Genomic DNA, 25,166 nt, shown 5'->3' with positions numbered 1-25,166 from the left:
ATGTTCGGGTAGCCGGGTGTCCCCGTATGGAACGGCAACTCGGGAACGGTTCGACGGGACAAGGTGACCCAACGTGAACGACGAGGACCGCGATGTCGTCGTGGTCGGCGGTGGACCGGCCGGCTGTTCGGCCGCGGTCTTTCTGGCTCGCGACGGTCTGGATACGGTGGTCTTCGACCGTGGGCGGTCGTCTCTCAAGCAGTGTGCGTATCTGGAGAACTACCTCGGGTTCCCCGCCGGCGTCGACGTCGAGACGCTGTACGCACTGATGCACGACCACGTCGAGGAGGCGGGTGGGACGGTCGTCCCAGACCTCGTCGCCTCGGTCGAGCGCGCCGACGACGGCGACGGGTTCGTCGTCCGGACACAGGACGGCCGCGCGGTCACGACGCGGTACGTCCTCGCCGCGACCCGGTACGACGGTGCGTACCTCCGTCCGCTCGACGACGGCGCGATGTTCGAGCGCCACGAGTACGACGGCGAGGAACGCGAGCGCTTCGACCGTTCGTACGCCGACCCCGACGGGACGACGCCCGTCGAGGGCCTGTACGTCGCCTCACCGTCCCACGATACGGACCGGCAGGCAATCGTCGCCGCCGGGCGCGGGGCCCGCACCGCACTCGAACTCGTCGCGCACGCCCGTCGTGAACGGGGCTATCCGGACGCCGTCGCGGACCACTACGACTGGGTCCGCCCCGAGAACGCGCGTGACGAGGAGTGGGACGACCGGGACCGGTGGCGCGAGTGGTTCGACTGCCGCCTCCCCGAGGACCACGGCCTCGCCGACGAGCGACGCATCGAACTCCGGGAGCAGGCCATCGACCGGCGACTGGCGACGTACGTCTCCGAGGCGGAGATAGCGGCACGGACGGAGCGCGGCCAGCGGCGACTGCTGGACCACGTAGACGACGCCCTCGTCCTCGAACGCGCCCGCGAAATCGAAGAGGCGTCCGGCACGGCAGGCGAGTGACCGCTCGCGGACTCCGCCTTCGACGCCGCTACCGACGGTGCTACCACGACTCGGTCCCGGGCCGATGCCACGGTCGAAGCGTCGAGTAGCACATTTCGTATAGCGAAATACGATTTACCGACCATCTCAACCGGAACACAGAACCGGCGACGAAATCGCCCGAAAAGTCCCGAACGAGTCGAATTCGGTTCAGACGACGAAACGCTTCAGTGGATGGCCGACGAGCGTCCGCCATGGTCGACGAGGGAGCGGTCACGGTCGACGGCGCGCGAATCCACTACAGAGCGGCCGGTGACGGCCACCCTGTCGTCCTCTTACACGGGGGTATCATCGACGCGGCCCACGTCTCGTGGCCGCCGGTGTTCGACCGTCTCGCCCCCGAGTACTACGTCCTCGCGCCGGACTTGCTCGGCTACGGCGAGAGTGACCTGATCGACGACACCTACTCGATTCCGCGACACGCCGAGATAGTCGCGGGCGTCCTCGACGCTCTCGACTGCGGGCCGGTGACGCTGGTGGGCCTCTCGCTTGGGGGCGGTGTCGCCATCCAACTCGCCCTCGACAGACCGGACCTCGTCGAGACGCTGGTACCCATCGATCCGTTCGGTCTCGGACGCGACCTGCCGAACGGCCACCTCTCGCTGTTCCTCGCGCGGGTGCAGGTGTTCAACCGCATCGCCATCGCGGCTTTCCGCCGGAGTCGCCGTCTCACGCGTGCGAGTCTGGGTGGTCTCGTCCACGACCTCGATGCTCTCCCCGCGGCCGCCGTCGACGCCGTCTACGAGGAGGTCAAGCGACCGACCGCCGGTGCGGCGTTCCGGCGGTTCCGCGACGCGGAGGTGACCCGACACGGCTACCGGACGACGTTCACCGACCGCTACGACGACCTCGTGGTTCCGACCCGGTTGCTCCATGGCGCCCACGACGAGTTGTTCCCGGTCGCGTGGGCCGAACGTGCCGCCGAGGGGATTCCCGACGCCGAACTCCACGTCCTCGACGACTGCGCCCACTGGGCGCCCCGGGAGAATCCCGACGCCGTCGCTCGACACGTCGATGCGGCCGTCGCTGGCCGCTGAGAGTGTGCGACCGTCGCTCTCCGCTGGCTACGTCGGCCCTCTGAATAAATCCCATACCGCTATACAAAATCTCGCCACGGCGGTCGTGAGGGCACTCGGCAGCAATCGAGGGCCGGCAGGACTGCAGCGGCGGTCGCTACGGCAGGACGTCCCGTCTGACGTCGGACTGTATCCAGGCTCCCTCGTTCTCGGTGTCCTGGATGATCGTCACGAGGCCGTTCTCGCCGCGGTATTCGATGGCACGGTATCGCTCTAGGGTCGTCTCTTCTTGGTCGTCTTCGTTCGCAATCATGGTCGAATCTCGGTCGTGGTGTTCTCGCATCGGTTGCCGTTCAGTCCTGTACGGTCTCTACGGGCGACGATTCGGCACCGAGCGTCCTGACCGAGACGGTCCCGTCGTGGTCTACCTGTATCTCGTTGTGCTCGACCTGAAAACGGACGCGCCCGGACGTCGTCAGGTGGGCGCTTCCGGGCGAGTTGAACAGGGACGCGAGTGCGTCGACGTTGACGTAGTCGTTCAGCGCCGGCAGTTCCCGGGGTGACACTCCCCGTTCGGCAGCGAGTTTCTCGCTGATGGTGACGACCAGGGAATCCGGGCCGTCGGCGACGACGTTCTCGTTCGGTTCGGGGGTGGTTCCGATCATACTACAGTGTACTGTCCCTACTCACATAGCCGCTCTCGATAAGGATATACCGCCGAGCCGAACCCGGGTGCTAGATATCTAGCCTCGGTTAGTCGTCGCCGTCGAAAACCAACTCGAACAGCTCTCGCTCCCCGGTTCGGATGTGTCGGCTGACAGTCGGTTGCGAGATGTCGAGCATCTCCGCTAACTCCTGTCCGGTCGTCTCCCGCGGCCACTCGAAGAACCCGCTGAAGTACGCCGTCTCCAGCACTTCTCGCTGTCGTTCTGTCAGTCGGTCCCGGTAGTTCGCCTCGAACTCCGCGAGCGTCTGGACGGGGGTGTCTCGTTCGGTTCGCGCGGCCAGTTCACTCCCCTCGTAGCGCTCTAGGAACATCCGGACGAACGACTGCACGTCTCCACTCTGTGGTAGTTCGACACACACCTCTCCGCCGTCGGCGCTGGCGGTCACCGCCGTCGGGTGCGCGCCGTACGCGACGAGTTCCGCGAGGAACCCCGAATCGCCGACCATGGCCTCGTACCGACACGTGTCGTCGTGTTTCGTGAGCAAGTTGACCTCGTGGACCGACGGTATCTCGTCGCTGTACCGGTAGACGGCCTCGGGATCGGACCCGGTGACGGTGAAGAACACCCGAATACTGCCGTCGCTGTGTTGGACCAGTTCGTCGAACTCGAACTCGCTGTCGGTCGCTTTGCAAAGCTGGAGTGGGGGGATCGTCCCGTCGTCGACAGTGAACCTGAGTTCGACGGCGCCGTCGCTGACGAGGGCCTTCTTGCGCTCTATCGCGTTGATGGCGTACCCTATCATCGTGCCCAGTTCGGCGAGTACCGCCGTCTCCATCCCGTCGAAGGTGCCGGTTTCGTCCGCATAGAGGTTCAGGACACCGTAGACCGTATCGCGGAACATCAGCGGCACGGCGATGCTGGCGTGATAGCCGCTCTTGAGCGCCTGTGTCTGCCACGGCTCTAGGGGCGGATCTGCGTGCAGGTTGTTCTCGACGACGGGTTTGTGGGTTCTGATGGCGGTTTCGGTCGGCGTCTCGTCGCTCGCCGGCGCGTCCGCGTCGACGAACCACTCGAGGTACCCCTCGTCGTCGCCCGAACTCGCACGCGGGACCACCTCGTTGCCGCTCGCTCGCTGCTCGGCTATCCACCCGAAGACGTACGGATCGGCGTCGGCGAGGTTCTCACAGACGGCCCGCTCGATGTCGTCGCGCGTCGCGGCCTGTGTGAGTTCCTGGGTCAACCCGCGGATGATGTCGTTGAGTCGGTTGATGCGATGGAGCGACTCGTTGTGTTCCGCCAGTCGGGCGGTCTTCTCCCGCAGTTCCCGGTCGCGGTCGACCCGGTCGAGGGCGGCGACGGCGTTCGCCACGAGGATCTTCGCGACCATCACGTCGGCGTCGGTGAACGCGCCGGTCTCCGTCGCTCCAGCGATGAAGACGCCGTGGGTCCCGACCGGGAAGATGATGGCGCTCTCTAGCGGCGTCTCGTCCTCGTCGAGGCTGTCGTCCTGTTCGAGGTCGGCGACGACTCGCCCCTCACTCTCCGCGTACACCTGCGACGGGGCGCCCCACTCCGAACTGAACACCGGCCCGTTGCCGACGAGCGTTTCGAGTTCCGCCGTCTGGGCGGCCGAACGAAGCCGTCCGGCCGCCTCGTCGTAGTACTGGACGGTCGTCAGCGGGAGGTCGAGTATCTCTCTGGCCCCGCCGACGACGATGTCGGCCACTTCGCCCGCCGTCTCGGCGGCGGTCAGGGCCTGTCCGATCTCGTTGAGGCTGGCGAGTCGCTCCTCGCGGCGCTTTCGGTCCGTGATGTCCCGGACGACGGCGACCCATCCGTAGCCCCCGTCCTCGAACTCGAACGGCGAGATGTGGGTCTCGATAGGGACCTGCCCGCCGTCTGCCGTGGTCAACACCGCTTCGAGCGTGGCGCTCTCGTGTCCGTTGGTATCGGTATCTGCCTGCAGGGAACGCGCCTCGTCGGTGACCCGCGCATCGACGAACTCGCTGGCGTGGCTTCCGACGAGTTCCTCGCGGTCGTACCCGGTGAGTTCGGTGTAGGCGTCGTTGACGGCGACGAACTTCCCCTCGGTGTCGACTGCGTACAGACCGTCACGGACCGTCTGCATCACCGCCTGCTGTCGCTGGAGGCGGCGCTCTCGCTCTTTCCGGTCGGTTACGTCCTGCAGGGAGTACACCGCGGAAGTCACCGCGGCCTCCTCGCCGCGTAACGGCGCCCCGCGGACCGACAGCCACCGCGTCTCGCCGTCGATTCTGAGCAGCGCTTCGCCGCCGATCGTCTCGCCGTCCTGTATGACCCGGTCGTGCGGCCGCCGGTGCTCGTCTACGGGGACGCCCTCGAAGCGCAACAGTTCCGCGTCCAGCGCCGCCTCCGTGACCGGCCCCTCGTAGGCGTCGATGCCCATGATGTCGGCCGCCCGGTCGTTGATGTACCGGAAGGTGTCGTCCTCGTCGACGATGACGATACCGACCGGACTCGTCTCTAGGATGCGGTCTTTCAGCTCTCGCTCCTCCCGAAGGGCCGTCTCCGTCTTGAGACGCCGCAGCAATCGACCGAGGTCCGCGGCGACGGTCGTCGTCGCTTCGATCATCGCCTCGTCGGGTTCCCGAGTCTCGTCCAGGAAGAACGCCATCACCGCGACGACGGTGCGGTCGCTCAGTATCGGGACGCCGAGGGCCGCCCGCAGACCGGCGTCGTCGGCGGCCGACGCCCGTACGAACGGCGCGTCGTCGGTGGTGATGTCGGTCACCCACTCGGGCGACCTGGACTCCCAGACGTGGCCGACGAGACCGGACCCCGGTTCGAAGGAGATGGGTGACGTGGCGTTTGCGAACGCCTCTGCCGACTCGCTCGCGACGTACCATCCGGGAACGCGTTCGAGGTGGTCCTCCGCAGACCGGACCCACGCTTCCCCGTACTGCCAGTCCATCGCCGACCCGACCGCCTCGAGGCCGACGTGCAGGCCGCCCTCGAAGGAGTCGGCCTGAAGGATTCGCTGAGTGGTCTCGTGGTACAGTTCCCGCTCTGCCCGTAGCCGTTTGCGGTCGGTGATGTCGCGCATGACGCCCGTAAAGTACCGGTCGGACCCGACGCGGAACTCCGAAAACGAGATGCTGAGCGGGATACTGTGGCCATCCTTGTGCCGGCCGACCAGTTCGACGTCGTCCCAGTCGATGGTTCGCTCGTCCGTCGCGAGGTAGCGTTGCATCCCCGCGACGTGTCGCGCCGCGAGTTCGTCGGACATCAGCACCGTCAGCGGTTCGCCGAGCAGCGACTCCGGTTCGTAGCCGAACACGTCCTCGACGGCGGGGTTGGCATAGCGGACGACGCTCTCTTCGTCGACGGAGAGTATCGCGTCGGACATCGTCGAGGCGAGCGACGTCATGTGCTCGCTCAACCGCGGTTGCCACGTGGCGGACTCGTCCGTCCCGAGGTAGTTCTGGAGGTGGTGGCTGAGGAGGCGCCGCTTCTCGGGCCCGGTGTAGTGGACGACTTCGTCGATGCCGGTCTCGTAGGCCCTCTCGAACAGCGACCGGGGGCACTCCTCGGCGACCAGTATCGTGAGGACGCCGGAGTGTGCATCGAGACAGCGGGAGAGCATCGAGAGTCCGTCTCCGTCGGGCAGGTCGTACTGTGCGACGACGGCTGCCACCGACTCGCCCTCGACGGCGTCGAGGGCGTCCGCGGCCGTCCTGACGGTACGTTCGGCGCGCGCCTCGCCGGCGTCGCCCACCGCGGACCGCAACCCGTCGGCCCACAGTGACTCGGCGCCGACGTAGAGGACACGGCGCGCAGATTGTCCCTGATTGATACCCATGTATTTCCCATTTGGGTTCACCGTGGAAGTGGAACGCGCCTATTTTGTGAGGGTCGACCACGGACCCGTGACCTGCCCGCCGTCGACGGCCTACGTCGTGGTCGCTATCGCGGTGGTGAGACACCGGTCGAGGACCTTGCGCTCGGCCTTGCGGAGGTGCTGGTGGAACGTCGACGCGGCGATGCCGAGCGAGTCCGCCACGTCCTGTCCGGAGGCGTCCCGCGGCCACTCGAAGAACCCGGCGTGGTAGGCCGCTTCGAGGGCCGTTCGCTGCCTGTCGGTGAGCGCCTCGGTCAGTTCTCGCTGGAGGCGGTCGTCGCTGTCCCGCGTTCGCTGTCGACGCTTGAGGAGTTGCGCCGGGGGATACGCGTCCGTGACGACGTCGATGATCTGGCGTGTGTCGACCGTCGGCGAGACGCGAATCGTCATCCGGTAGTCGCCGTCCTCGATGACCGCCGACTCGACGAACCCGCCGACGGAGGCGACGACCGACAGCACCGGCGGTTCCGAGAGCCGGGCCTCGAAATCGGTCCCGTCGTCCCGGAACGTCACCGACTCCCAGTGTTGGATGGCGTCGGTGATGGCGTGGACGCTCTCGACGGCGTCCGGCGTCGCCGACCCGTAGACGACGTACTCGTCGTCGTCGACGGGAATCGCGTGGTCGAGCGTGACGGTGCCACAGGTCCCGACGTCGATGTCGAGCGTCTCGAAGACGTCGGGGATGTGGAACTGCAGCTCGACGACTTCGTCGCTCATCAGCGCCTGTTTCCGCTGTGTGGCGGCGATAGCGTGGCCGACGACCTCACCGAGCTGCTCGACGACCACGCGCTCCTGTCCCTCGAAGGCGTTCTCTCGGCCGGCATAGACGTTCAACACACCGTACATCGTGTCTTCGTGGACGATTGGGACGGCGGCCGACGCCCGGACGCCGTACGCTTCGGCCTGGTCCCGCCAGCACTCGTAGTGGTCTGCCGTCCTGACGTCGCCGACCGTCTGTATCTCGCCCGTCCGGATAGCTTCGCCAGTCGGCCCTCCGCCCCGTTCGTCGTCCGGGTCGACGGATATCTCGAGCCCGTCGAGGTAGTCCCCGGCACCGGATTCGGCCCGCGGGACGACCCGTTGTGAGCCGCTGTCACCCTCGCCGACCCAGGCGAACTGGTAGGACGCCGAGTTCGCGAGGTGGTGGCACACCGTCTCCTCTATCTCCTGGCGGGTCGACTGGGCGGCGACCGCCTCGGTGATCTCGCGGACGACCTCGTTGAGGTTGTTCAGCGCGTCGAGGCGCTCGCGCTGGCGAACCAGTTCCTGTTCGTCGGCGTGTCTGGCGATTGCCGAGGCGAGGATGGCTGCGACCGACTGGACGAAGTTGACGTCGTGGTCGGTGAACTCCCTGTGGGCGGTGTCGTGGGTCCCGAGAATCCCCCACGGGTCGTCCTGCGGTCCGATGATGACGCTGATACCGCTCCGGACGTCGTGGTCGGTCAGCAGATCGGGGCCGCTGAAGCGACGTTCGACCGCGAGGTCCTCGACGACGACCGGGGCGGACGACGCCAGCGTGTAGGACGCCTGCGAATCGTTGGCGACGGCGGACACCGTCGCCGACCCCACCAGTCCGTCGTCCCAGCCGACGCCCTCCCTGAGCAGCAGTTCGTCGGCCGCCGGGTCGAGGTCCAGTACCTTGCAGTACTCGTTGTCGAGCGTCTCGGCGACGAGTTCGGTTGCTTCCGCCATCAGTGCGTCTACGTCCCGGTCTGCGAGCGCTCGCTGGCCGAGGTCCGTCACGACCTCTTGCTGGTGGACCCGACGCTTGAGTTCGTCTTCCCGGTCGAGACGGTCGGAGATGTCCCGGACGACACCACAGCGACCGAACCCATCGTCGAGCGGGAACGGCGAGAAGCGAGCCTCACAGGGGACGGTGTCCCCGTCACTCGTCTGGATGTCGAGTTCGAGTCCCGCGACGCCCCGGCCGCCCGAGACGACTTCGTCGGCTATCGACTCGGCCGTCGCCGATATCACTTCGTCGTGGACTGTCGTCGCGTCTGCCCCGAGGAGTTCCGCCTCCTCGTAGCCCGTCAGTTCACAGAACTGCTCGTTGACGAGGACGAACTCGCCGTCGGTATCGACCGCGTAGATACCGTCGTCGACGGTCTCGACGATACTCTCGTACAGTTCTAGCTCCCGCTCGCGTTCCGTGCGGTCGGTGACGTCGCGGACGACGCCGACGCGTTCGTACCCGTCCTCCGTCTCGAACAGCGCGAACGTCGCTTCGCCGGCGAATGTCTCGCCGTCCGCTGTCTCCAACTCCGCTTCGAGGACGGCCTGCGTCCGTTCGCCCGCCACAAGTTCCTGTTCGAGGCGCTGGGCCTCCGCGAGGACGTCGTCGTCGACGACCGCCGAGACGTGTTTCCCGACGAGTTCCGACGGGTCGTACCCGACCATCGAGGCGTAGCTCTCGTTGACGTGGGTGAAGTGGCCGTCGTCGTCAGCGACGTAGATGCCGTCCTCGACGGTCTCGACGATGGTCTCGTACCGTTCGAGTTCCCGCTCGCGTTCGACGCGGTCGGTCACGTCCCGGAAGTACACCGAGAGCCCGGTTTCGGAGGGGTAGGCGGTGACCTCGAACCACGTCGCGAGCGGCGGGTAGTACGCCTCGAACGACCGGGACTCCTGGGTCTCGAAGGCCCGTTCGTACTCCGTCTGGAACTGGGAATTGACCGCCTCCGGGAACGCGTCCCAGACGCTCTCGTCGACCAGTTCGTCGGCCGAACGGTCGAGTAGCGTCGCGGCCCGGTCGTTGACGTGGGTGAACCGCCACTCCTCGTCGAGCGCGAAGAAGGCGTCGTCGATTCGCTCGAACACCTCTCGCAGTTCGTCTTCGACCCGTTCGCGTTGGCGTTCGAGTTCGGCCTGGGTCCGCCGCAGCGACGTGACGTCCGTACAGGCGAGGACCGCACCGTCGCTGTCCCCGGCCGCGATCGGCGACGCGGTGAGCCGTACCCACCGACGGTCCCCGTCCGGCGTCTCGTGTCCGAGTAGCCGATCGGTGACGGTCGCGTCGTCTTCGAGGACGGTCCGGATGGGATGACCATCCGGCGGGAGCGAGTCGCCGCCCTCGTCGTAGAACTCCAACGCCGTCGCCGCCGACCCCACCGACCCGTCGAGACCCAGCGCGCGCCTCGCTCGCGCGTTGGCGCGGTCGACGGTCCCGTCGGCGGCGACGGCCACCAGTTCGACGGGGGCCGTCTCGAACACTCTGTCGGCGTCCGCCTCTCCGGCGGGGTCGTCCGACGGCGGTCGCCACCAGACGCGGGCGCTCGCGCCGACTTTCTTCGTATCGAGACGACCGCGGTCGACGAGTCTGTCGAGGCGGTCGTAGGTACTCCGCCGACCGAGGCCGAGTCGCTCGGCGGCCTCCGTGGTCGTCACGGGCGTCCCCGCTCCGTCGAACAGTGCGAGCGTCTCTCGGAGGGCCTCGGTCAACGAGTGTCGAGCCATGCTCTCGGGTAGCAACGCCAGCCCGTTATAGACTCCGCCGACGGAGTCATACCGCGGTGCGTCGGCGGTCGACCGCTTCGTGTCGGCGTGCGTGACAGTCCGTGGGCGGAGCGGTGTGGTCCGCCGCCAAAACCGTGCGGTGTCCACAGTACCGCCCTAAAATCTTCTAGACCATCCTTACCCCCGCGTAGTGCGTTGGACAGCCTACGCCCACAATCCGACTGGATTGGCGATAGACTCATGACTCAGATACACAGCGACACCGACGGTGGACTCGTGGGTGCGGTCGAACTGACCGACAGCGACCGCCATCGACTCCTGACCGACGAGCGTCGCCGCATCGCTCTCGACGTGCTTTCTGACCGGGCCGGCCCGGTCCACCTCGACGAACTAGCGACGGAAGTCGCGACACGGGAATCTGATACGGGGATGGCTGACCCGTCCGCCGTCGAACGCGCGGCTATCGCACTCCACCACAACCATCTTCCTCGATTGGCCGCCTCCGATATCGTCGAGTACGACCCTGAGACGCGGCGAGTTCACTAGAGCCACTGTTTTCCACCCGTCGATCCAACGCGTGGACACATGGCCCCGGTTCCACAGCACTACCGCCTCGATACGACGCTTCCGGCCGCCGTCGCCGACTACTTCGCCCGCGAACGTCGGACGCTCGACGCGTACCTCGATCTGGTCCCCGACCGCTTCGGCCCCGGTGCCGGCGACCCGACCGTCGGCCCCGTTCACGCCGTTCCCTGGTTCTACGTCCCTGACCTCACCGGGTGGCGCGGCATCACGCTCGCCAGACTGCTCGCCGCCGACCGCGACTGTCCGTGTTTCCGACTGTCCGCGCTCGCCCGCGACGGCGTGGCGACGCTGTGGCGCGTCCTCGACGAGAGCGCCGACGGCCCGGTCGTCGTCCACGTCGAACTCCGGGGCGACACCGGCCCGATTCCGGGAACGCTCCGCGAGGCACTCCGGCGGGGGTACGACCAGCCACCCCAGTCGGCGGACGATGCCGACCTGGTGTCGGGCGACCCGGCCAACGCCCTCGTCGTGTTCACGGACACGCGCCCCTCGAAGCGCCTGACGTCGCCGCTTCCCGACGCCACGGAACCGGTCAGCGGCGCCGTCCTCTCGTACGCCCCCCGCGACAGCATGACCCCGGAACAGCCAGACGGGACCACCGTCCTCGACGCGCCGCCCGCACTGCAGGACCGAACCGAGCGCCTCGAACGCCTGCTGGCCGCATCGCTCGACGGCGTCGGAGCGCCCGACGCTCGCGACCGATTCGTCGAGAGCGCCGTCGAGACGCTCGCTATCACGCACTCGACGATCGGGAAGCAGGACCTCCTGTTCGACGTCTCGCCACGGGTCGCGCTGAAACACGGCCATCGGCTGGACCGTCTCGGCGTCGACGAGGCGCTGTCGGGCCTCCGGACAGACATCCTCGCACAGGTCCCCCAGAGTCCGGGGAGCGCGGACCTCCGACAGACGCTGTCGGACCTCCTTTCGGAGTGATCAGGACCGCTGCGGCCCGAGTGGCTGCCGTTGTCGGGCGCGTTCGCGCAGTCGCTTCACCCGGTCGTCCATCGGCGGGTGCGTCGACAGGAGGTGCGACAGCGGGCCGTCGTCGTCGCCGTGGACGTACAGCGGCGTCAGCGGTCCCATATCCGGCGTGGAGACGCGCTCTATCGTCCGGAGCGCCCGCGCAAGCGCCAGTGGCTTCCCGGTCACCTCGACGGCACGGTCGTCGGCCGCCCACTCCCGCCGTCTGGCGTACGCCAGCACGCTCAGCGTCACGGCCAGTCCCAGCAGTGCGACCAGTTGGAAGGCGGTACGCTGGGTGCGAGCGAGCCACGAGCGGGACCAGTCTTCGGGGCGTCCGCGTACCAGCGCCCACGCCCGAGCGATGCCGCCGATCAGGACGACGACGGGGAACAGTATCCCGCTGACGACGCCGACGAGCCCCTGTGTGAGGGTGTAGGCCAGCGTCTGGACCAGCGCGTCCCGCCGCTCCAGGTGGGCGAGTTCGTGGGCCAGCAGCGTCTCCATCTCGTCGGTCGAGAGGTACCCGAACAGCCGCCGGTCGACGACGATGGCCGCCCCGAACCCGCCGACGGCGAAGGCGTTGGGCACCGGCAGCCGAGCGACCAGTAACGTGGGCGTTCCGGCACTCATCCGCGCCGTGAGCGCGTCGAACCGTCGGTACGTCTCGGGGGCGCGCGAACGCGGCAGCACCACCGCGTCCAGCGACCGTTTCAGCCGCGCCGTCCCGGCCCAGTAGCTCACCACCCCGAGGACGAGCATCGTCCCGACGAGCGCCCCTGCCAGTACCACCGGCGACGGCCGGGACGCCCACACGGCTCTGAGAAATCGATAGCCGACCACTGCAGCCGCGACGTACAGGACGAGCGACGCGACGCCGAGTATCGCAAGCACGACTCGCCGACCTGCGTCCATCGACCGGTCGTACGGGCGGGACGCCCAAACGCCTTCTGCTCGCGCCGGTTCGCAGGACGGGGTAGCCGAACGATGACTGATTCTATATCGCGGATAGAAGTTTATGGCTCGGTGATGGTGTGTTCTTCCCGAACCGCTATCGACAGCGCGATGCGGCAACGAGACGCGCTGAGGACTGTTCGACCGGGACTTCGTCCCCTCGGCGACGACGGGGCGGAACGAACCTCGCGCTCTTCGTGCCGGCGACGGAGCGCTACTCGATGGACCGCGAGGGGTGTTGGCCGCCGCATTCCTCGCAGCGGTGCTGTGGGGCGGGGTATACGTCGTGGGGTGGGGGTTCCGGGCGTCCTCTTCGTGGCGTGTGCTCGGTGGACAGTACGACCCGCACACGCTCGCGGGCGGAGCGGTCTCCGTGTCGCGAAACCGCTTTTCGCCGGTACTGTCGGTTCCGCCGTTGGGCGCGTGGTTTCACTGCACTCCCGGTGTGCTCGGTCTCGGTGACGCCGCCCGACGGCGTCCGCTATCTCGGACTCTGCGGACGTGCGAGCGCCGCCGTGTTCGTTTTCGCCCAGTCAGCCTCGGTACGCTGTTGGGTGCCGTCTTCCTCGACGAACGCGTGGGCCTCGGTCGCGTTGATCGACGGCGTGTGCTGGTGACCCGCGAGTCACGTCGCCACCTCGGCGGGAAAACCGCTGAGTCGATAGATTTCGACGAATGACGCGTCTCAGCGCCGACGCACGCAGTCCGCCCGCAGAACGCGATAAATCACTATCTGCGATACAGAATCAGCCCAGCCGACTGCGAATCGTCTCCGCCGTCGCCGCGCCGACGCCGTCGACGCTGGTCAGTTCCTCGGGCGAGGCCTCGCGGACGTTCTCGACGCTGCCAAAGCGACGGAGCAGTCGTTTGCGCGTCTCGGGGCCAACGCCGGGGAGGTCGTCCAGCGCCGTCGACACCTCGTCTCGGAGGGTCTGGTGGTACTGTACGGCAAAGCGGTGGGCCTCGTCGCGGACGCGCTGGAGGAGGTGTAGGTGCGGGGCGTCGTCGGGCCAGTCGTACACACCGTAGCTTCGCTCCGCTTGCGACGAGGTCCCACTCGCTGCGCTCGCGGGACCCCTGTCCGGCGTGATTACGAGTTCCTCGTCTTTCGCCAGCGCGACGGCCGGGACGTCCCACCCCGTCTCGGCGAGGGCGTCGCGGGCCGCGCCCAGTTGTCCGTCGCCGCCGTCGATGAGTAACAGGTCGGGGTCGGGCCGGTCGTCCCGGTCGGAGACGGCGCGCTCGGCCCGCCAGCGGACCAGTTCGCGCATATTGGCGTAGTCGTCGTTACGCTCGGTGAGTTTCTTCCGGCGGTAGTCGGACGTCTCGGCGCTCCCGCCGACGACGGTGACGTTCGACCCGACGACGCTCGTGCCCTGCGCGTGGCTCACGTCGAACCCTTCGATGCGTTCGGGCCGGTCGATACCCAGCGCGTCGGCCAGCGCACCGACTTCGTCGTCGGCCCCGCCGCGCTGTCTGGCGTTCTTCAGCGCGAGGTCGACCAGCGTCGCTTCCCGGCCGGCGCCGGGCACCCGGAGGTCGACGCCCTCGCGTTCGAGCCACCGCTCTATCTCGGCGTCGGCGGGGTCCTCGGCACACAGAATCGTGCCGGGGAACTCTCGTTCGGCGTAGTACTGGGTGATGAAGGCCCGATAGACGCCCTCGGGTCCCTCGCCGTCGGGGGCGTCGAGCGTGTGGCGTTCCCGCTCGACGAGTTTTCCGCCTTCGGCGTGGAGGCGGGCGACGACGGCCCGGTCGCCCTCTACGACGGCGCCGAGGACGTCCGTCGCGGCGGCCCCGCCGACGTCGCTGACCGCCGCGTCGCCCTCGCCGTGGAGCGCTTCGACGGCACCGAGTTTGTCGCGCAGGTTCGCCGCGCGCTCGAACTCCTGCTCCTGCGCGGCGGCCTCCATCTCCTGCCGGAGCGGGTCCGCGAGGACGCCGATTTCGCCCTCGAAGAACCGCTCGACGCTCTCGACGTCGGCGGCGTAGTCGGTCTCGGTGATCTCGCCCGTACAGGGCGCGGTACAGATACCCATCTCGTAGTCCAGACAGGGCCGGTCACGGGTGCTGTACTTGTGATCCGAACACCCGCGCAAGCCGTAGGTCTCCCGCAGGGCCTTCACGACCGTCTCGACACGGCCCTTGTCAGTGAAGGGGCCGTACACCGTCGCACCGTCGTCGGGGTCGCGCGTCACCTCGATGCGGGGAACGGCGTGGTCGGTGAGTTGGACCAGCGGGTAGGACTTGTCGTCTTTCAGGCGGACGTTGTACGGCGGCCGGTGGCGCTTGATGAGGTTGGCCTCCAGCAACAGCGCCTGCGTCTCCGTATCGGTCACTGCGAAGTCGACGACGGCGGCCCGTTCGACCATCTTCGCGATGCGGTTGCTGCGCGGGTCCGCGTACGAGCGCACGCGGTCACGCAAGTCGACGGCCTTCCCGACGTACAGCACCCGGCCCTCCTCGTCTTCGAACTGGTAGACGCCGGGCTCTCGGGGGAGGTCACCTGCTCGCGCGCACACGCCGTCTGGGTCCATCGCCTCCGGGTTAGCGCTCGGCGGAGTTGAACGTCACGCCAGCGGGTCGTCCGGGGCCGAGGGTTGGGCGGTGTCGGACGGCGGCGTATCCGGCTGGATCGCCGCCCGGACTCGCTCCAGTACGGCGTCGTCGTCGGGTGCCGGGAGTTCGACGTCGTCGCCACCGGCTACCGAGACGACGAGCAACCGCTCGCGGCTCCAGAGGTAGACGCCGAGGACGACGGCGGCGACGGCCAGCGCCAGCCCACCGAACAGCGTCATCAGGTCGTCCAGTTGGGCCATCAGCCGGAGCATCCCCTGTAAGAGTCCGAGCATCCCACCGAGGCCCATCGCGCCGGCGCTGCCGACGCCGGAGAGCGAGACGCCCGCCACGAGGCTATCGAGGCTGACCATCTGCCCGGCCGCGACGAGGACGACGCCGGCGACGAGCGCTTTCACGCCCTGTTCGAGGAAGTCGGCGTTTCCGGCGCGTTGCCGGTCGACACCTTCCACGTTCGGCCGGTCGACCTGCCGGAAGTTCGGCCCGTCGCGGTCCGGCGTAAACGCCAGCAGACGGTGGCTCGTCACGACGACGCCGCCGTCGCCCACCCGGACCCGCTCCCGTATCGTCTCGCCGTCGTATAGGAGGTCCCCGGCCCGTTCGACCCAGTCCATACACCGTGTATGCCGACCATCCGATTTCAATGCTCCCCCGTCCCAAACGGCTATCTCGTCAGCGCCCCGACAGACAGGTATGGTGAGTGACCCCCGCTGTCCGTACTGCGACGGCAAGGTCAGTGCGACGGCGACGTGGTGTATGCACTGCGGGCAGGACTTCGAAACGCCGGTCGACGCCGACGGGGGACGCGTCGTCGGATACGAGAGCGACGACGCGGCGGCCTTCGAGGCGGCGCTGGAGGCCGGTGACGTCGACGGAGCGATCCGAGCCCTCCGAATGCGAGAGAACGGCCCGAAAGTGGTCGGCATCGTCCTCGGTTTGGTCGCGCTGGTGACGGTTCCACTCGTCTCCCCGGCCGGCGTGACGCTGCTGTATCTGGCGGCCGCCGTCGGCGTTGGCCTGTACGCGTCCCGTCAGCCCTCCGTCGACGACGCCATCCGGGACGGCGGCACCGTCCTCGCACTCGTCCCGCTCGTGCTGTGGTTGGCCGCAGCCCTGCTGTCGGGGTTCGTCGGGTTCGGTGTCGTCGACCTGCTCGGCCCGGTGCTGTACGCGGGACTGGTGTTGCTCGCCGTCCGGCGGCTCAGCTAACCGGGTCCCTGCACCGGTATCAAAACTACCATGGCCTCCGACGACGAGACTCCACCTATCAGGTGGCTTCCGTGACCAAGAAAAGCGAGTACACAGGCGACTACACCGACAAGACGCTGTATCTCCCCGGCCCGACCGAAGTCCGCGAGGACGTCATCCAGGAGATGGCCCAGCCGATGTTCGGCCATCGGATGGACCGGATGACCGACCTCTACACGACCATCGTCGAGGACACCAAGGAGTTCCTCGGCACTGACAACGATGTCATCGTGTTGACGGCCTCCGGCACCGAGTTCTGGGAGGCGACGACGCTGAACCTCGTCGAGGACTCCATGCTCTGTGCGACGAGCGGCAGTTTCAGCGAGCGACAGGCCAACGTCGCCGAGCGACTCGGCAAGGACGTCGACCGCATCGAGTACGACTGGGGGAAAGCCGTCAAGCCCGAGGACATCCGCGACGCCCTCGAATCCGGCACGGACTACGACGCCGTCGGCGTCGTGATGAACGAGACGTCGACGGGCGTGCGCAACCCCGTCGAGGAGATAGGCGACCTCATGGGCGACTACCCGGACACCTACTTCGTCGTCGACGCCATCTCCTGTCTCGGGGGTGACCAGATAGACGTCGAGGCGCACAACATCGACTGTATCTTCACCTCGACCCAGAAGGCCTTCGCTATGCCACCGGGCCTCGCGGTCTGCACCGTCAGCGACGACGCCTACGAGCGCGAACTGGACAAGGACTCCGCGTCGTGGTACGGTGGCTTCCAGCGCTGTCTGGACTACTACGACCGAAAGGGCCAGACCCACTCCACGCCGGCCATCCCGATCATGCTGGCCTACCGCAAGCAGATGAAACACATGCTGGAGGAGGGCCACGAGGCCCGCGACCGGCGCCACCGCGAGATGGCCGAGTACACTCGCGAGTGGGCCCGCGAGCACTTCGGGCTCTTCCCGGAGGAGGGGTACGAGTCCCAGACCGTGACCTGCGTCGAGAACACGCAGGGCATCGACGTCGCCGCCACCGTCGAACAGGTCAGCGAGGAGTACGACATGGTGTTCTCCAGCGGCTACGGCGACCTGAGCGAGGAGTCGTTCCGCATCGGCCACATGGGCGAACACACCGTCGAGAGCATCCGGGAACTCACGGACGCCATCGAAGACGTCGCCGGACTGTAACCGCCCCCATCTTCGCCGTCGGTGTGACGTAGCGGCTTGTACGGACTGCTGTAGCTGTGTACCGGGACGACTGCGAGCGGTCGTGCGGTCGCTCCGGTAGTGACCGACAGCAGTCCGTATTAGTGCCCGGGCCCCAGAGAACCGACAATGGCAGCCGTCGACGACCCCGAGACAGACAATCCGTACGTCTCCGACCCACCGACGGAGTTCGCTCCCGTCGAGGAACTGAGCGAGGCCGAGGCCAGCGAGCAGGCCGCCCAGTTGCGCGAGGCCGTCCGGTATCACGACCACCGCTACTACGTCGAGAACGACCCGGTCATCGGGGATCGGACCTACGACGCTTTGTTCTCGCGCCTGCAGACACTCGAATCGGTGTTCGACCTCGACACCGAGGGAAGCCCCACGCAACGCGTCGGCGGCGAACCGCTTGACGAACTCGGCGAGGTCGAACACGTCGCGCCCATGCAGTCTATCGACCAAGGCGGCGAGGCCGAGGACGCCCGGGCGTTCGACGAGCGGGTGCGGAGACGGCTGGCCGACGCGGACTACGACGGCGACGTAGAGTACTTCTGTGAGCCGAAGTTCGACGGCCTCTCGATCGAAGTCGTCTACGAGGACGGCGAGTACCAGCGGGCGGCCACCCGCGGCGACGGCGAGGTGGGCGAGGACGTCACCGAGAACGTCCGCACTGTCGCCAGCGTCCCCCAGCGCCTGCGCGGGGACTACCCCGACTTCCTCGCCGTCCGCGGCGAGGTGTACATGCCACGCGAGGCCTTCACGCAGTACAACCGTGAACGCGTCGAGGAGGGACGAGACCCCTTCGCAAATCCCCGGAACGCCGCCGCCGGGACGCTCCGCCAACTGGACCCCAGTGTCACTGCAAAGCGCCCGCTTTCGGTGTTTTTCTTCGGCGTCCTCGATGCCTCGGTCGAGTTCGAGAGCCACAGCGCACTCCACGAGCGGTTCCCAGAGTGGGGCCTGCGGGTCTGTGACCGCACCGCCGTCGTCGACGATATCGAGGCTGCAATCGACTACCGCGACGAGCAACTCGACGCCCGCGACGACCTCGATTACGAGATAGACGGCGTCGTCCTGAAGGTCGACGACATCGAGGCCTGTGACCTGCTGGGGACGACCAGCCGCGCGCCACGCTGGGCGTTCGCCTACAAGTTCCCCGCCCGGAAGGAGGAGACGACGGTACGGGACGTCGTCGTGCAGGTGGGTCGGACGGGACGGTTGACCCCCGTCGCACTGATGGACCCCGTCGAGGTCGGCGGCGTCACCGTCACCCGCGCGTCGCTGCACAACCCGTCGCTCATCGAGGAACTCGGCGTCGACGTCGGTGACCGCGTGCGCATCAAGCGCGCCGGCGACGTGATCCCGGACGTGGTCGAGGTGGTCGAGAAGTCGGGCGAGGGCCACTTCGAGTTCCCGGAGACGTGCCCGGTGTGTGACAGCGCCGTCGAGCGCGACGGGCCGATGGCGTTCTGCACCGGCGGCCTCTCCTGTCCCGCCCAGCGCGAACGCTCCGTCGAGCACTACGCCAGCCGGGACGCCCTCGATATCGAAGGGCTCGGAGAGAAGGCCGTCGAACACCTCCTCGACGCCGGTCTCGTCGACGACGCCGCCGACCTCTATGACCTCTCGGTCGACGAACTGGCCGAACTGGAGGGCTGGGGCGAGACCAGCGCGCAGAACCTCGTCGACGAACTCGACGACGCCCGGAACCCGCCGCTCGCCGACTTCGTCGTCGCGCTCGGCATCCCGCACGTCGGGGACGTGACCGCACGGAACCTCGCACAGGAGTTCGGGACGTTCGAGGCGATTCTCGAAGCGGGTGAGGACGGCGACCGCGAGGCGTTCGAGGCCGTCCCCGACGTCGGCCCGGAAGTCGCCGAGAGCATCGTCGAGTTCTTCGAGAGCGAGGGCAACCGCGACGTGCTGGACAGACTGCTGGACCACGTCGACCCGCAGGCCGCCGAGGCGACCGGCGGCGACGCCCTGGAGGGCCTGACCTTCGTGTTCACGGGGTCGCTTTCCGGCCTCACGCGCGGGGACGCACAGGACGTCGTCGAGCGCAACGGTGGCTCGGCGACCAGCAGCGTCTCGGGCAACACGGACTTCCTCGTCGTCGGCGAGAACGCCGGCCAGCGAAAGCGCGAGGACGCCGAGGCAAACGACGTCGAACTGCTGGACGGCCGCGAGGGGTTCGAGGCGAAACTCGGGGAGTACGGCGTCGACGTGGAGTGAGTGACGAGGAGCGTAACGAGTCGGAACCGCTGAGCGGCCGGGAGCTTTCTGGCGGTCCACCGACCCAGTCGCCATCGCGGCAGTAGAAAACGAACTGGCTGACCGTTCTAGAGGTCCGCGAGGTTGAACGTGTAGTAACTGACGCTCGCGGCGATACCGATCCACGCGAGCATGAACACGACGACGGCGGGGTCGGAGTAGTAGAACGGCAGCGACCCCGACCCGGGCGCGCAGGTGATGATAGTGCCGAAGACGCCTTCTTGGGCCTGCGGGGCGCCGTTGAGGACGTCGGCACAGATGGTCCGACTCGCTTCTTGCCCCTGACTGAACATCCCGTAGCGGGCCGACAGCGCAGGGGCCTCACCCGAGCCGAGGAGCGACCTGACGAGGGTCTTGTAGGCCTGATTCGGGTTGACGAGTTTCAACAGGAGGACGACGTGCCAGCGGATGGCGCCGGTGACGCCCAGTTCGTTCGAGAGGATGTTCCCGACGCCGTTGGCGCCGGCGTTCCAGAGGAACGTGAAGTAGAAGTAGACGATGAAGTTCGCGGCGGCCGACCAGAGGCTCTTCTTGAATGCCCCGGAGATTGAGACGACGATAGCGACGAACACAAGCGCGAACACTACCGTGAACAGAGAGAACAACGCGAACAGTTCGGGTTTGAACGTCAGCTCCGAGGCCGTCAGGAAGACAGCGGTGATGGCTAGCGAGGCGACGAGGGGGACGCCAAGCACCGCACACCGGCCCAGCACCTTCCCGATGATGACGTCTTTCCGGGAGTGTGGCAGGGACAGCAGGAGCTTCAACGACCCCGACGTGCGCTCTTTCGAGATGGCGGCGAAGCCGAGGAAGATGGCGACGATGGGCAACAGGAACGTCACCATGTTGAGATAGATGCTCGAAAGCAGGAACTGCATCCCCTGTTGCTGAATGGCCTGTCCCTGTTGGCCGAACCCGGTGTACAGTGCAATAGCCACCGGCGCGATGAACGCCGTCGTGAAGATGAGTCCCAGCAGCCACAGGCCCTTCGAGCGGATGGCGTCCTTGAACTCCTTTTTCGAGACGGTGTACCACTCGAAGGTGTTCCTGAGCAGACGGTCGAGGCCAGCGAGGCCGCCCTCGTCGGCGGTGCTCATGCCTCTACCTCCTGCCGTTCGGTGTAGGCGGTAAAGAGGTCCTCCAGCGAGGCCTCCTGGGTCTCGAAGTCCTCGACGGCGACGCCGGACTCCTCGAAGGTGTTGAGGACGGTCATCTTCGCGTCGCCGTCGCAGTTGACGGTGATCCGGTCGGTGTCCATCGTCACGCCGGACACCTCGGGGAGGGCACGCACGTCCTCGACGGCGGCGTCTAGGCCGTCCGTGTCGCCGACGGTGACGACGAGTTTCATGTCTCCCTGTGCGGCCGCCCGGAGGCCTTCGACGCTGTCTTTCGCGATGAGTTCGCCGTCCTGGAGGATGCCGACGGTGTCACAGACGGACTCGACCTGTCCGAGGATGTGCGAGGAGAAGAAGACGGTCGCGCCGCGTTCGCTCTCCTCGCGGACCAAGTCCCGCATCTTGCGGGCGCCGTTGGGGTCCAGTCCCGTCGTCGGTTCGTCGAGGATGAGGAGGTCGGGTTCGTCGACGAGTGCCATCGCCAGCACCAGTCGTTGTTTCATCCCCTTCGAGTAGCCGCCGGCCCGGCGGTCGGCGGCGTCGGCGACGCCGACGCGTTCGAGCAGTGCCATCGGGTCGTCGTCGGCGTTTTTCGACTCGATGACGAACTCCACGTGTTCGCGCCCGGTCAGCCGTTCGTAGACGTCGTAGCCTTCGGGGAGGACGCCGATGCGCTCGCGGATGGCTTTCGACTCCTCGTTGACGTCGTGACCGAGGACTGTCGCTGACCCCGCTGTCGGCCGAACGAAGTCGAGCAGGATGTTGATCGTGGTCGATTTCCCGGCCCCGTTGGGTCCGAGAAAGCCGAAGACCTCACCCTCCTCGACCGTGAGGTCCACTCCGTTCAGGGCGACGACGTCCCCGAACTCCTTGCGGACGCCGTCCAGTTCGATAGCGGTCATACGCGCCGGTTGTGCCGCCCTCCGGTATAGTCTTTCGTGTTACAGACCGACAGGTAGCGCAACGAAGTCGTTCAGACCTCCTCATCCGGGTCGCTCGTCGCTGCCATCCGCTCTGCTTCGGTGGCGTACCGTTCGCGCGTGTCCTCGTCACCGACCGGTTCGAGGCGGTCGGGTTCGACGTCGATGGCGGCGGTAACGCGCTTTTTCATCAGGAGGTTCGTCGAGAACTGCTTGGTCACGTGGCGGTCACCCTCCGGTGTGGCGTAGACGAGCGTCACCATGCGCTCGTCGCCGTAACTGGAGCGTTCGACCAGCCAGCAGCGGACTGTCTCGTCGGCGTCGGTCATCGACTCGCCCTTTCGGTGCCAGCGGTTTGTATCCTCCGAGGCCGGCAGCCCTGCCCGGCTGCGTTTCCGACCACCGGCCACCCGGACAAGATATCACACCACACGGGGAGAGTTTTGCCGTAACTCGTGGTTATAGATACGTAGAGATATATGCATACTGCACATGACCGACCGCTACGGATTCGGGACGAGATGCGTCCACGCCGGACAGGAAGAGCCAGACCCGGCGACGGGCGCGCGCGCCCCGCCCATCTATCAGACGTCCTCGTACGTCTTCGAGGACGCGGAGACGGCCGCCGACCGCTACGCCCTCGAGGACGACGGCAACGTCTACTCGCGGTTCGACAATCCGACCGTCCGGATGCTGGAACACCGACTTGCGTCGCTGGAGAACGCCGTCGACGCCGTCGCCACCGGGTCCGGAATGGCGGCGTTAGACGCCGCGACGACGGTGCTGGCGTCGGCCGGCGACAACGTCGTCTCGGCCTCGTCTATCTACGGCGGCACGCACTCTTATCTCGCGAACACCGCCAGCCGACGGGGCGTCGAGACCCGGTTCGTCGACACCTTAGACCCCGACGCGTACGCCGAGGCTATCGACGACGACACCGCCTACGTCCACTGTGAGACCATCGGGAACCCGTCGCTCGTGGTGCCACCGCTGGCGGAAATCGCCGAAGTGGCTCACGACCACGGCACCCCCCTGTTCGTGGACAACACGTTCGGGACACCGGCGCTCTGTCGACCGCTGGACCACGGTGCCGACATCGTCTGGGAGTCGACGACGAAGTGGATTCACGGGTCGGGTACCACCATCGGCGGCGTGCTGGCCGACGGCGGGTCGTTCCCGTGGGGCGAGTACCCCGAGAAATACCCCGAGATGGGCGGTCAGAACCCGGCGTTCGACGCGAACTTCGCCGAGCGGTTCGGCGACCGCGCCTTCGCGATGGCGGCCCGCCAGCGTGGGTTGCGCGCGCTCGGTGACGGACAGAAGCCCTTCGACGCGTGGGCGACCATGCAGGGCAGCGAGACTCTCTCGCTCCGGATGGAGCGACACTGCTCGAACGCGCTCACCGTCGCCGAGCACCTACAGGACCACCCCGAGGTGTCGTGGGTCACCTACCCCGGACTGGCGAGCCACGAAACCCACGACCTCGCCACGACGTATCTGGAGGGCGGGTTCGGCGGCGTCGTCACGTTCGGGCTTTCGGGCGGGTACGCCGCCAGCCGACAGTTCTGCGAGGAGACGGACCTCGCGCAGTTCCTCGCGAACATCGGCGACGCGAAGACGCTGGTCATCCACCCCGCGTCGACCACCCACGCCCAACTCTCCGAGGAAGAACAGCGCGAAAGCGGCGTCAGACCGGATCTCGTCCGGATGAGCGTCGGCATCGAGGACCCCGAAGATATCCTCGCGGACGTCGACGCGGCCATCGAGCAAGCCACATGACTGTCGAGTCACAGACCGTCTCGATCGGCGAGTTCGAGTTCCAGTGTGGCGAGACCATCCCCGACCTCGAACTGGCCTACGAGACCTACGGCGACTTTACGGGCGACAACGCCGTGCTGGTCTGTCACGCCCTGACCGGGAGCGCCCACGTCGCCTCGCGTGGCCGCTTCGAGGAGGGCGATCAGGCGTACGCGTGGTGGGACGACATCGTCGGCCCGGGCAAGGCCATCGACACGACGGAGTACTTCGTCGTCTGTGCGAACGTCCCGGGGTCGTGTTATGGCTCGTCGGGCCCGTCGAGTACGAACCCCGAGACGGGCGAGCCGTGGGGGCCGGCGTTTCCCCCCGTCACGGTCGCCGACTGGACCGACGCCCAGCGCGCACTGCTGGACGAACTGGGCATCCCCGCGCTGTACGCCGTCGTCGGCGGCAGCGTCGGCGGCATGAACGTCCTTGAGTGGGCCAAACGCCACCCGGACCACGTCGAGAAGATAGTGCCCATCGCCGCCGCCGGTCGACTCGACCCGCAGTGTCTCGCGCTGGACGGCATCGCACGCCGGGCCATCACTACCGACCCGAACTGGAACGGCGGGAACTACTACGCCGAGTCCGACGGCGGCGAGCACCCAGACCATGGACTGGCACTGGCCCGCGAAATCGGCCACGTGATGTACTTCTCGAAGTCGAGCATGGAGCGCCGGTTCGGTCGCCGCGCCGCGACGCGGGAGGCCGAACGCGCGTTCCCCACCGACCCTGCCGGGCGCTTTTTCCCGTACCGCGACGTGGAGTCCTATCTCGACTACAACGCCTCGAAGTTCGTCGAGCGCTTCGACGCCAACAGCTATCTCTACCTGACGCGGGCGATGGACAACTACGACCTCTCCTCGGGGTTCGAATCGGACGCCGACGCGCTAGCGGCCTTCGACGGCGAGGCGCTGGTGATGTCCTTTACCGGGGACTGGCACTTCACGACCCAGCAGTCTGAGGCGCTCGCAGACGCCCTGCGGGAGACGGACACCGGCGTCGCCCACCACGTCGTCGATTCGGACTACGGTCACGACGCCTTCCTCGTCGAACCCGACAGCGTCGGCCCGCCGCTCTCGGACTTCTTAGAGGAGGGCCTGCACGGTAGCGCCGTCTCGGACACACAGGAGAGCGAGGACGAACCCTCGGACTTCGCGCCGGTCCACAACAGCCTCTTCTCACGCTAGTCTTTAACACACTTCGGCGTGACTGTCAGTCTGTATGAGCGATATGTCCACACACACGGAGAGTGACGAGGTCTCGTTCGGACAGCCGGTGTACGACGACGAGGGCAACGAACTCGGGACGATACGGGGCTTCGACGAGCACGGCTTCTACGTGACCATCGATGACGGTATCGAGGCGCTCTCCAGCGAACACCTCTCGACGGGCAAGGCCGGCGAGGCCGAACTGATGTGGCGCTGCTGGGAGTGCGGTGAGATGGGCCAGATAGAGCACCTCCCCGAGGAGTGTCCGGCCTGTGGCGCCCCGAAAGAGGATATCTACTACTGGCAGGAAGACTGAGCGTCCGGTCCCGATTCCCGCGTCCG

Annotated in this window: 20 protein-coding genes; 10 read left to right on the top strand and 10 right to left on the bottom strand. The window is 67.1% G+C overall.

The window, feature by feature from the left end:
* Window positions 1-73 precede the first annotated feature (73 nt).
* Both G9465_RS01420 and G9465_RS01415 read left to right on the top strand, forming a co-directional pair.
* Complete coding sequence (locus G9465_RS01420; RefSeq protein ID WP_166966851.1) at window positions 74-970, top strand: FAD-dependent oxidoreductase; 897 nt, start codon at window positions 74-76, stop codon at window positions 968-970.
* 233 nt (window positions 971-1,203) lie between these two features.
* Window positions 1,204-2,046 (top strand): alpha/beta fold hydrolase, encoded by an 843-nt coding sequence (locus tag G9465_RS01415; protein ID WP_166966849.1) that lies wholly within the window; start codon window positions 1,204-1,206, stop codon window positions 2,044-2,046.
* Between the two features lie 136 nt (window positions 2,047-2,182).
* Here G9465_RS01415 and G9465_RS01410 read toward each other — a convergent pair whose 3' ends face one another.
* The 4 genes from G9465_RS01410 to G9465_RS01395 form a co-directional block, all read right to left on the bottom strand.
* Complete coding sequence (locus G9465_RS01410; protein ID WP_166966847.1) at window positions 2,183-2,338, bottom strand: hypothetical protein; 156 nt, start codon at window positions 2,336-2,338, stop codon at window positions 2,183-2,185.
* Window positions 2,339-2,378: 40 nt separating this feature from the next.
* Complete coding sequence (locus tag G9465_RS01405) at window positions 2,379-2,690, bottom strand: HalOD1 output domain-containing protein (protein WP_166966845.1); 312 nt, start codon at window positions 2,688-2,690, stop codon at window positions 2,379-2,381.
* A gap of 88 nt (window positions 2,691-2,778) precedes the next feature.
* Window positions 2,779-6,531 carry a PAS domain S-box protein gene (locus G9465_RS01400; protein WP_166966843.1) on the bottom strand — a complete coding sequence of 1,251 codons (3,753 nt, stop codon included), beginning with the start codon at window positions 6,529-6,531 and terminating at the stop codon, window positions 2,779-2,781.
* 90 nt (window positions 6,532-6,621) lie between these two features.
* Complete coding sequence (locus tag G9465_RS01395; RefSeq protein WP_227015667.1) at window positions 6,622-10,026, bottom strand: PAS domain S-box protein; 3,405 nt, start codon at window positions 10,024-10,026, stop codon at window positions 6,622-6,624.
* Window positions 10,027-10,266: 240 nt separating this feature from the next.
* Between G9465_RS01395 and G9465_RS01390 the strand changes: the two genes are divergently transcribed.
* Window positions 10,267-10,572 carry a hypothetical protein gene (locus G9465_RS01390; RefSeq protein ID WP_166966841.1) on the top strand — a complete coding sequence of 102 codons (306 nt, stop codon included), beginning with the start codon at window positions 10,267-10,269 and terminating at the stop codon, window positions 10,570-10,572.
* A 39-nt stretch (window positions 10,573-10,611) separates the two neighbouring features.
* Window positions 10,612-11,544 carry a hypothetical protein gene (locus G9465_RS01385; protein WP_166966839.1) on the top strand — a complete coding sequence of 311 codons (933 nt, stop codon included), beginning with the start codon at window positions 10,612-10,614 and terminating at the stop codon, window positions 11,542-11,544.
* Here G9465_RS01385 and G9465_RS01380 read toward each other — a convergent pair whose 3' ends face one another.
* From G9465_RS01380 to G9465_RS01370, 3 genes are all read right to left on the bottom strand, one after another.
* Window positions 11,545-12,486, bottom strand: coding sequence for a M48 family metallopeptidase (locus G9465_RS01380; RefSeq protein ID WP_166966837.1), 942 nt, complete (start codon window positions 12,484-12,486; stop codon window positions 11,545-11,547).
* 785 nt (window positions 12,487-13,271) lie between these two features.
* Window positions 13,272-15,062: an excinuclease ABC subunit C gene (locus tag G9465_RS01375; RefSeq protein WP_166966835.1), complete on the bottom strand. Its 1,791-nt coding sequence runs from the start codon at window positions 15,060-15,062 to the stop codon at window positions 13,272-13,274.
* A 33-nt stretch (window positions 15,063-15,095) separates the two neighbouring features.
* Entirely contained in the window at window positions 15,096-15,716 is a 621-nt protein-coding gene (locus G9465_RS01370) for a hypothetical protein (RefSeq protein ID WP_166966833.1), read from the bottom strand.
* A gap of 79 nt (window positions 15,717-15,795) precedes the next feature.
* Here G9465_RS01370 and G9465_RS01365 point away from each other — a divergent pair, with 79 nt between their 5' ends.
* From G9465_RS01365 to ligA, 3 genes are all read left to right on the top strand, one after another.
* Window positions 15,796-16,311 (top strand): hypothetical protein, encoded by a 516-nt coding sequence (locus tag G9465_RS01365; protein WP_166966831.1) that lies wholly within the window; start codon window positions 15,796-15,798, stop codon window positions 16,309-16,311.
* Window positions 16,312-16,382: 71 nt separating this feature from the next.
* A complete protein-coding gene (locus G9465_RS01360; protein WP_166966829.1) occupies window positions 16,383-17,489 on the top strand; it encodes an alanine--glyoxylate aminotransferase family protein in 1,107 nt (368 codons plus the stop codon).
* Between the two features lie 147 nt (window positions 17,490-17,636).
* A complete protein-coding gene (ligA, locus tag G9465_RS01355; RefSeq protein ID WP_166966827.1) occupies window positions 17,637-19,739 on the top strand; it encodes an NAD-dependent DNA ligase LigA in 2,103 nt (700 codons plus the stop codon).
* 107 nt (window positions 19,740-19,846) lie between these two features.
* Here ligA and G9465_RS01350 read toward each other — a convergent pair whose 3' ends face one another.
* The 3 genes from G9465_RS01350 to G9465_RS01340 form a co-directional block, all read right to left on the bottom strand.
* On the bottom strand, window positions 19,847-20,875 hold the full coding sequence (locus G9465_RS01350) for an ABC transporter permease (RefSeq protein ID WP_166966825.1): 1,029 nt from the start codon (window positions 20,873-20,875) through the stop codon (window positions 19,847-19,849).
* Complete coding sequence (locus G9465_RS01345) at window positions 20,872-21,795, bottom strand: ABC transporter ATP-binding protein (protein WP_166966823.1); 924 nt, start codon at window positions 21,793-21,795, stop codon at window positions 20,872-20,874. Before G9465_RS01345 ends, G9465_RS01350 begins: the two co-directional genes overlap by 4 nt.
* A gap of 71 nt (window positions 21,796-21,866) precedes the next feature.
* Entirely contained in the window at window positions 21,867-22,142 is a 276-nt protein-coding gene (locus G9465_RS01340; RefSeq protein ID WP_166966821.1) for a hypothetical protein, read from the bottom strand.
* Window positions 22,143-22,305: 163 nt separating this feature from the next.
* Between G9465_RS01340 and G9465_RS01335 the strand changes: the two genes are divergently transcribed.
* From G9465_RS01335 to G9465_RS01325, 3 genes are read left to right on the top strand one after another with little or no spacing between them, the layout of a single operon-like run.
* The gene (locus tag G9465_RS01335; RefSeq protein ID WP_166966819.1) at window positions 22,306-23,592 is read left to right on the top strand and encodes an O-acetylhomoserine aminocarboxypropyltransferase/cysteine synthase family protein; all 1,287 of its coding nucleotides are present in this window, start codon (window positions 22,306-22,308) and stop codon (window positions 23,590-23,592) included.
* Window positions 23,589-24,803: a homoserine O-acetyltransferase gene (metX, locus tag G9465_RS01330; protein WP_166966817.1), complete on the top strand. Its 1,215-nt coding sequence runs from the start codon at window positions 23,589-23,591 to the stop codon at window positions 24,801-24,803. Before G9465_RS01335 ends, metX begins: the two co-directional genes overlap by 4 nt.
* Before the next feature lie 34 nt (window positions 24,804-24,837).
* Window positions 24,838-25,140 (top strand): rubredoxin-like domain-containing protein, encoded by a 303-nt coding sequence (locus tag G9465_RS01325; RefSeq protein WP_166966815.1) that lies wholly within the window; start codon window positions 24,838-24,840, stop codon window positions 25,138-25,140.
* The last annotated feature ends 26 nt before the right edge of the window (window positions 25,141-25,166 follow it).

Origin of the sequence: Haloarcula sp. JP-L23, assembly GCF_011602445.1 — an archaeon.
Lineage (GTDB): Archaea > Halobacteriota > Halobacteria > Halobacteriales > Haloarculaceae > Haloarcula > Haloarcula pellucida.
Note: the sequence above shows the minus strand (reverse complement) of the source record. Positions and strands in the feature narration are given on the sequence as shown.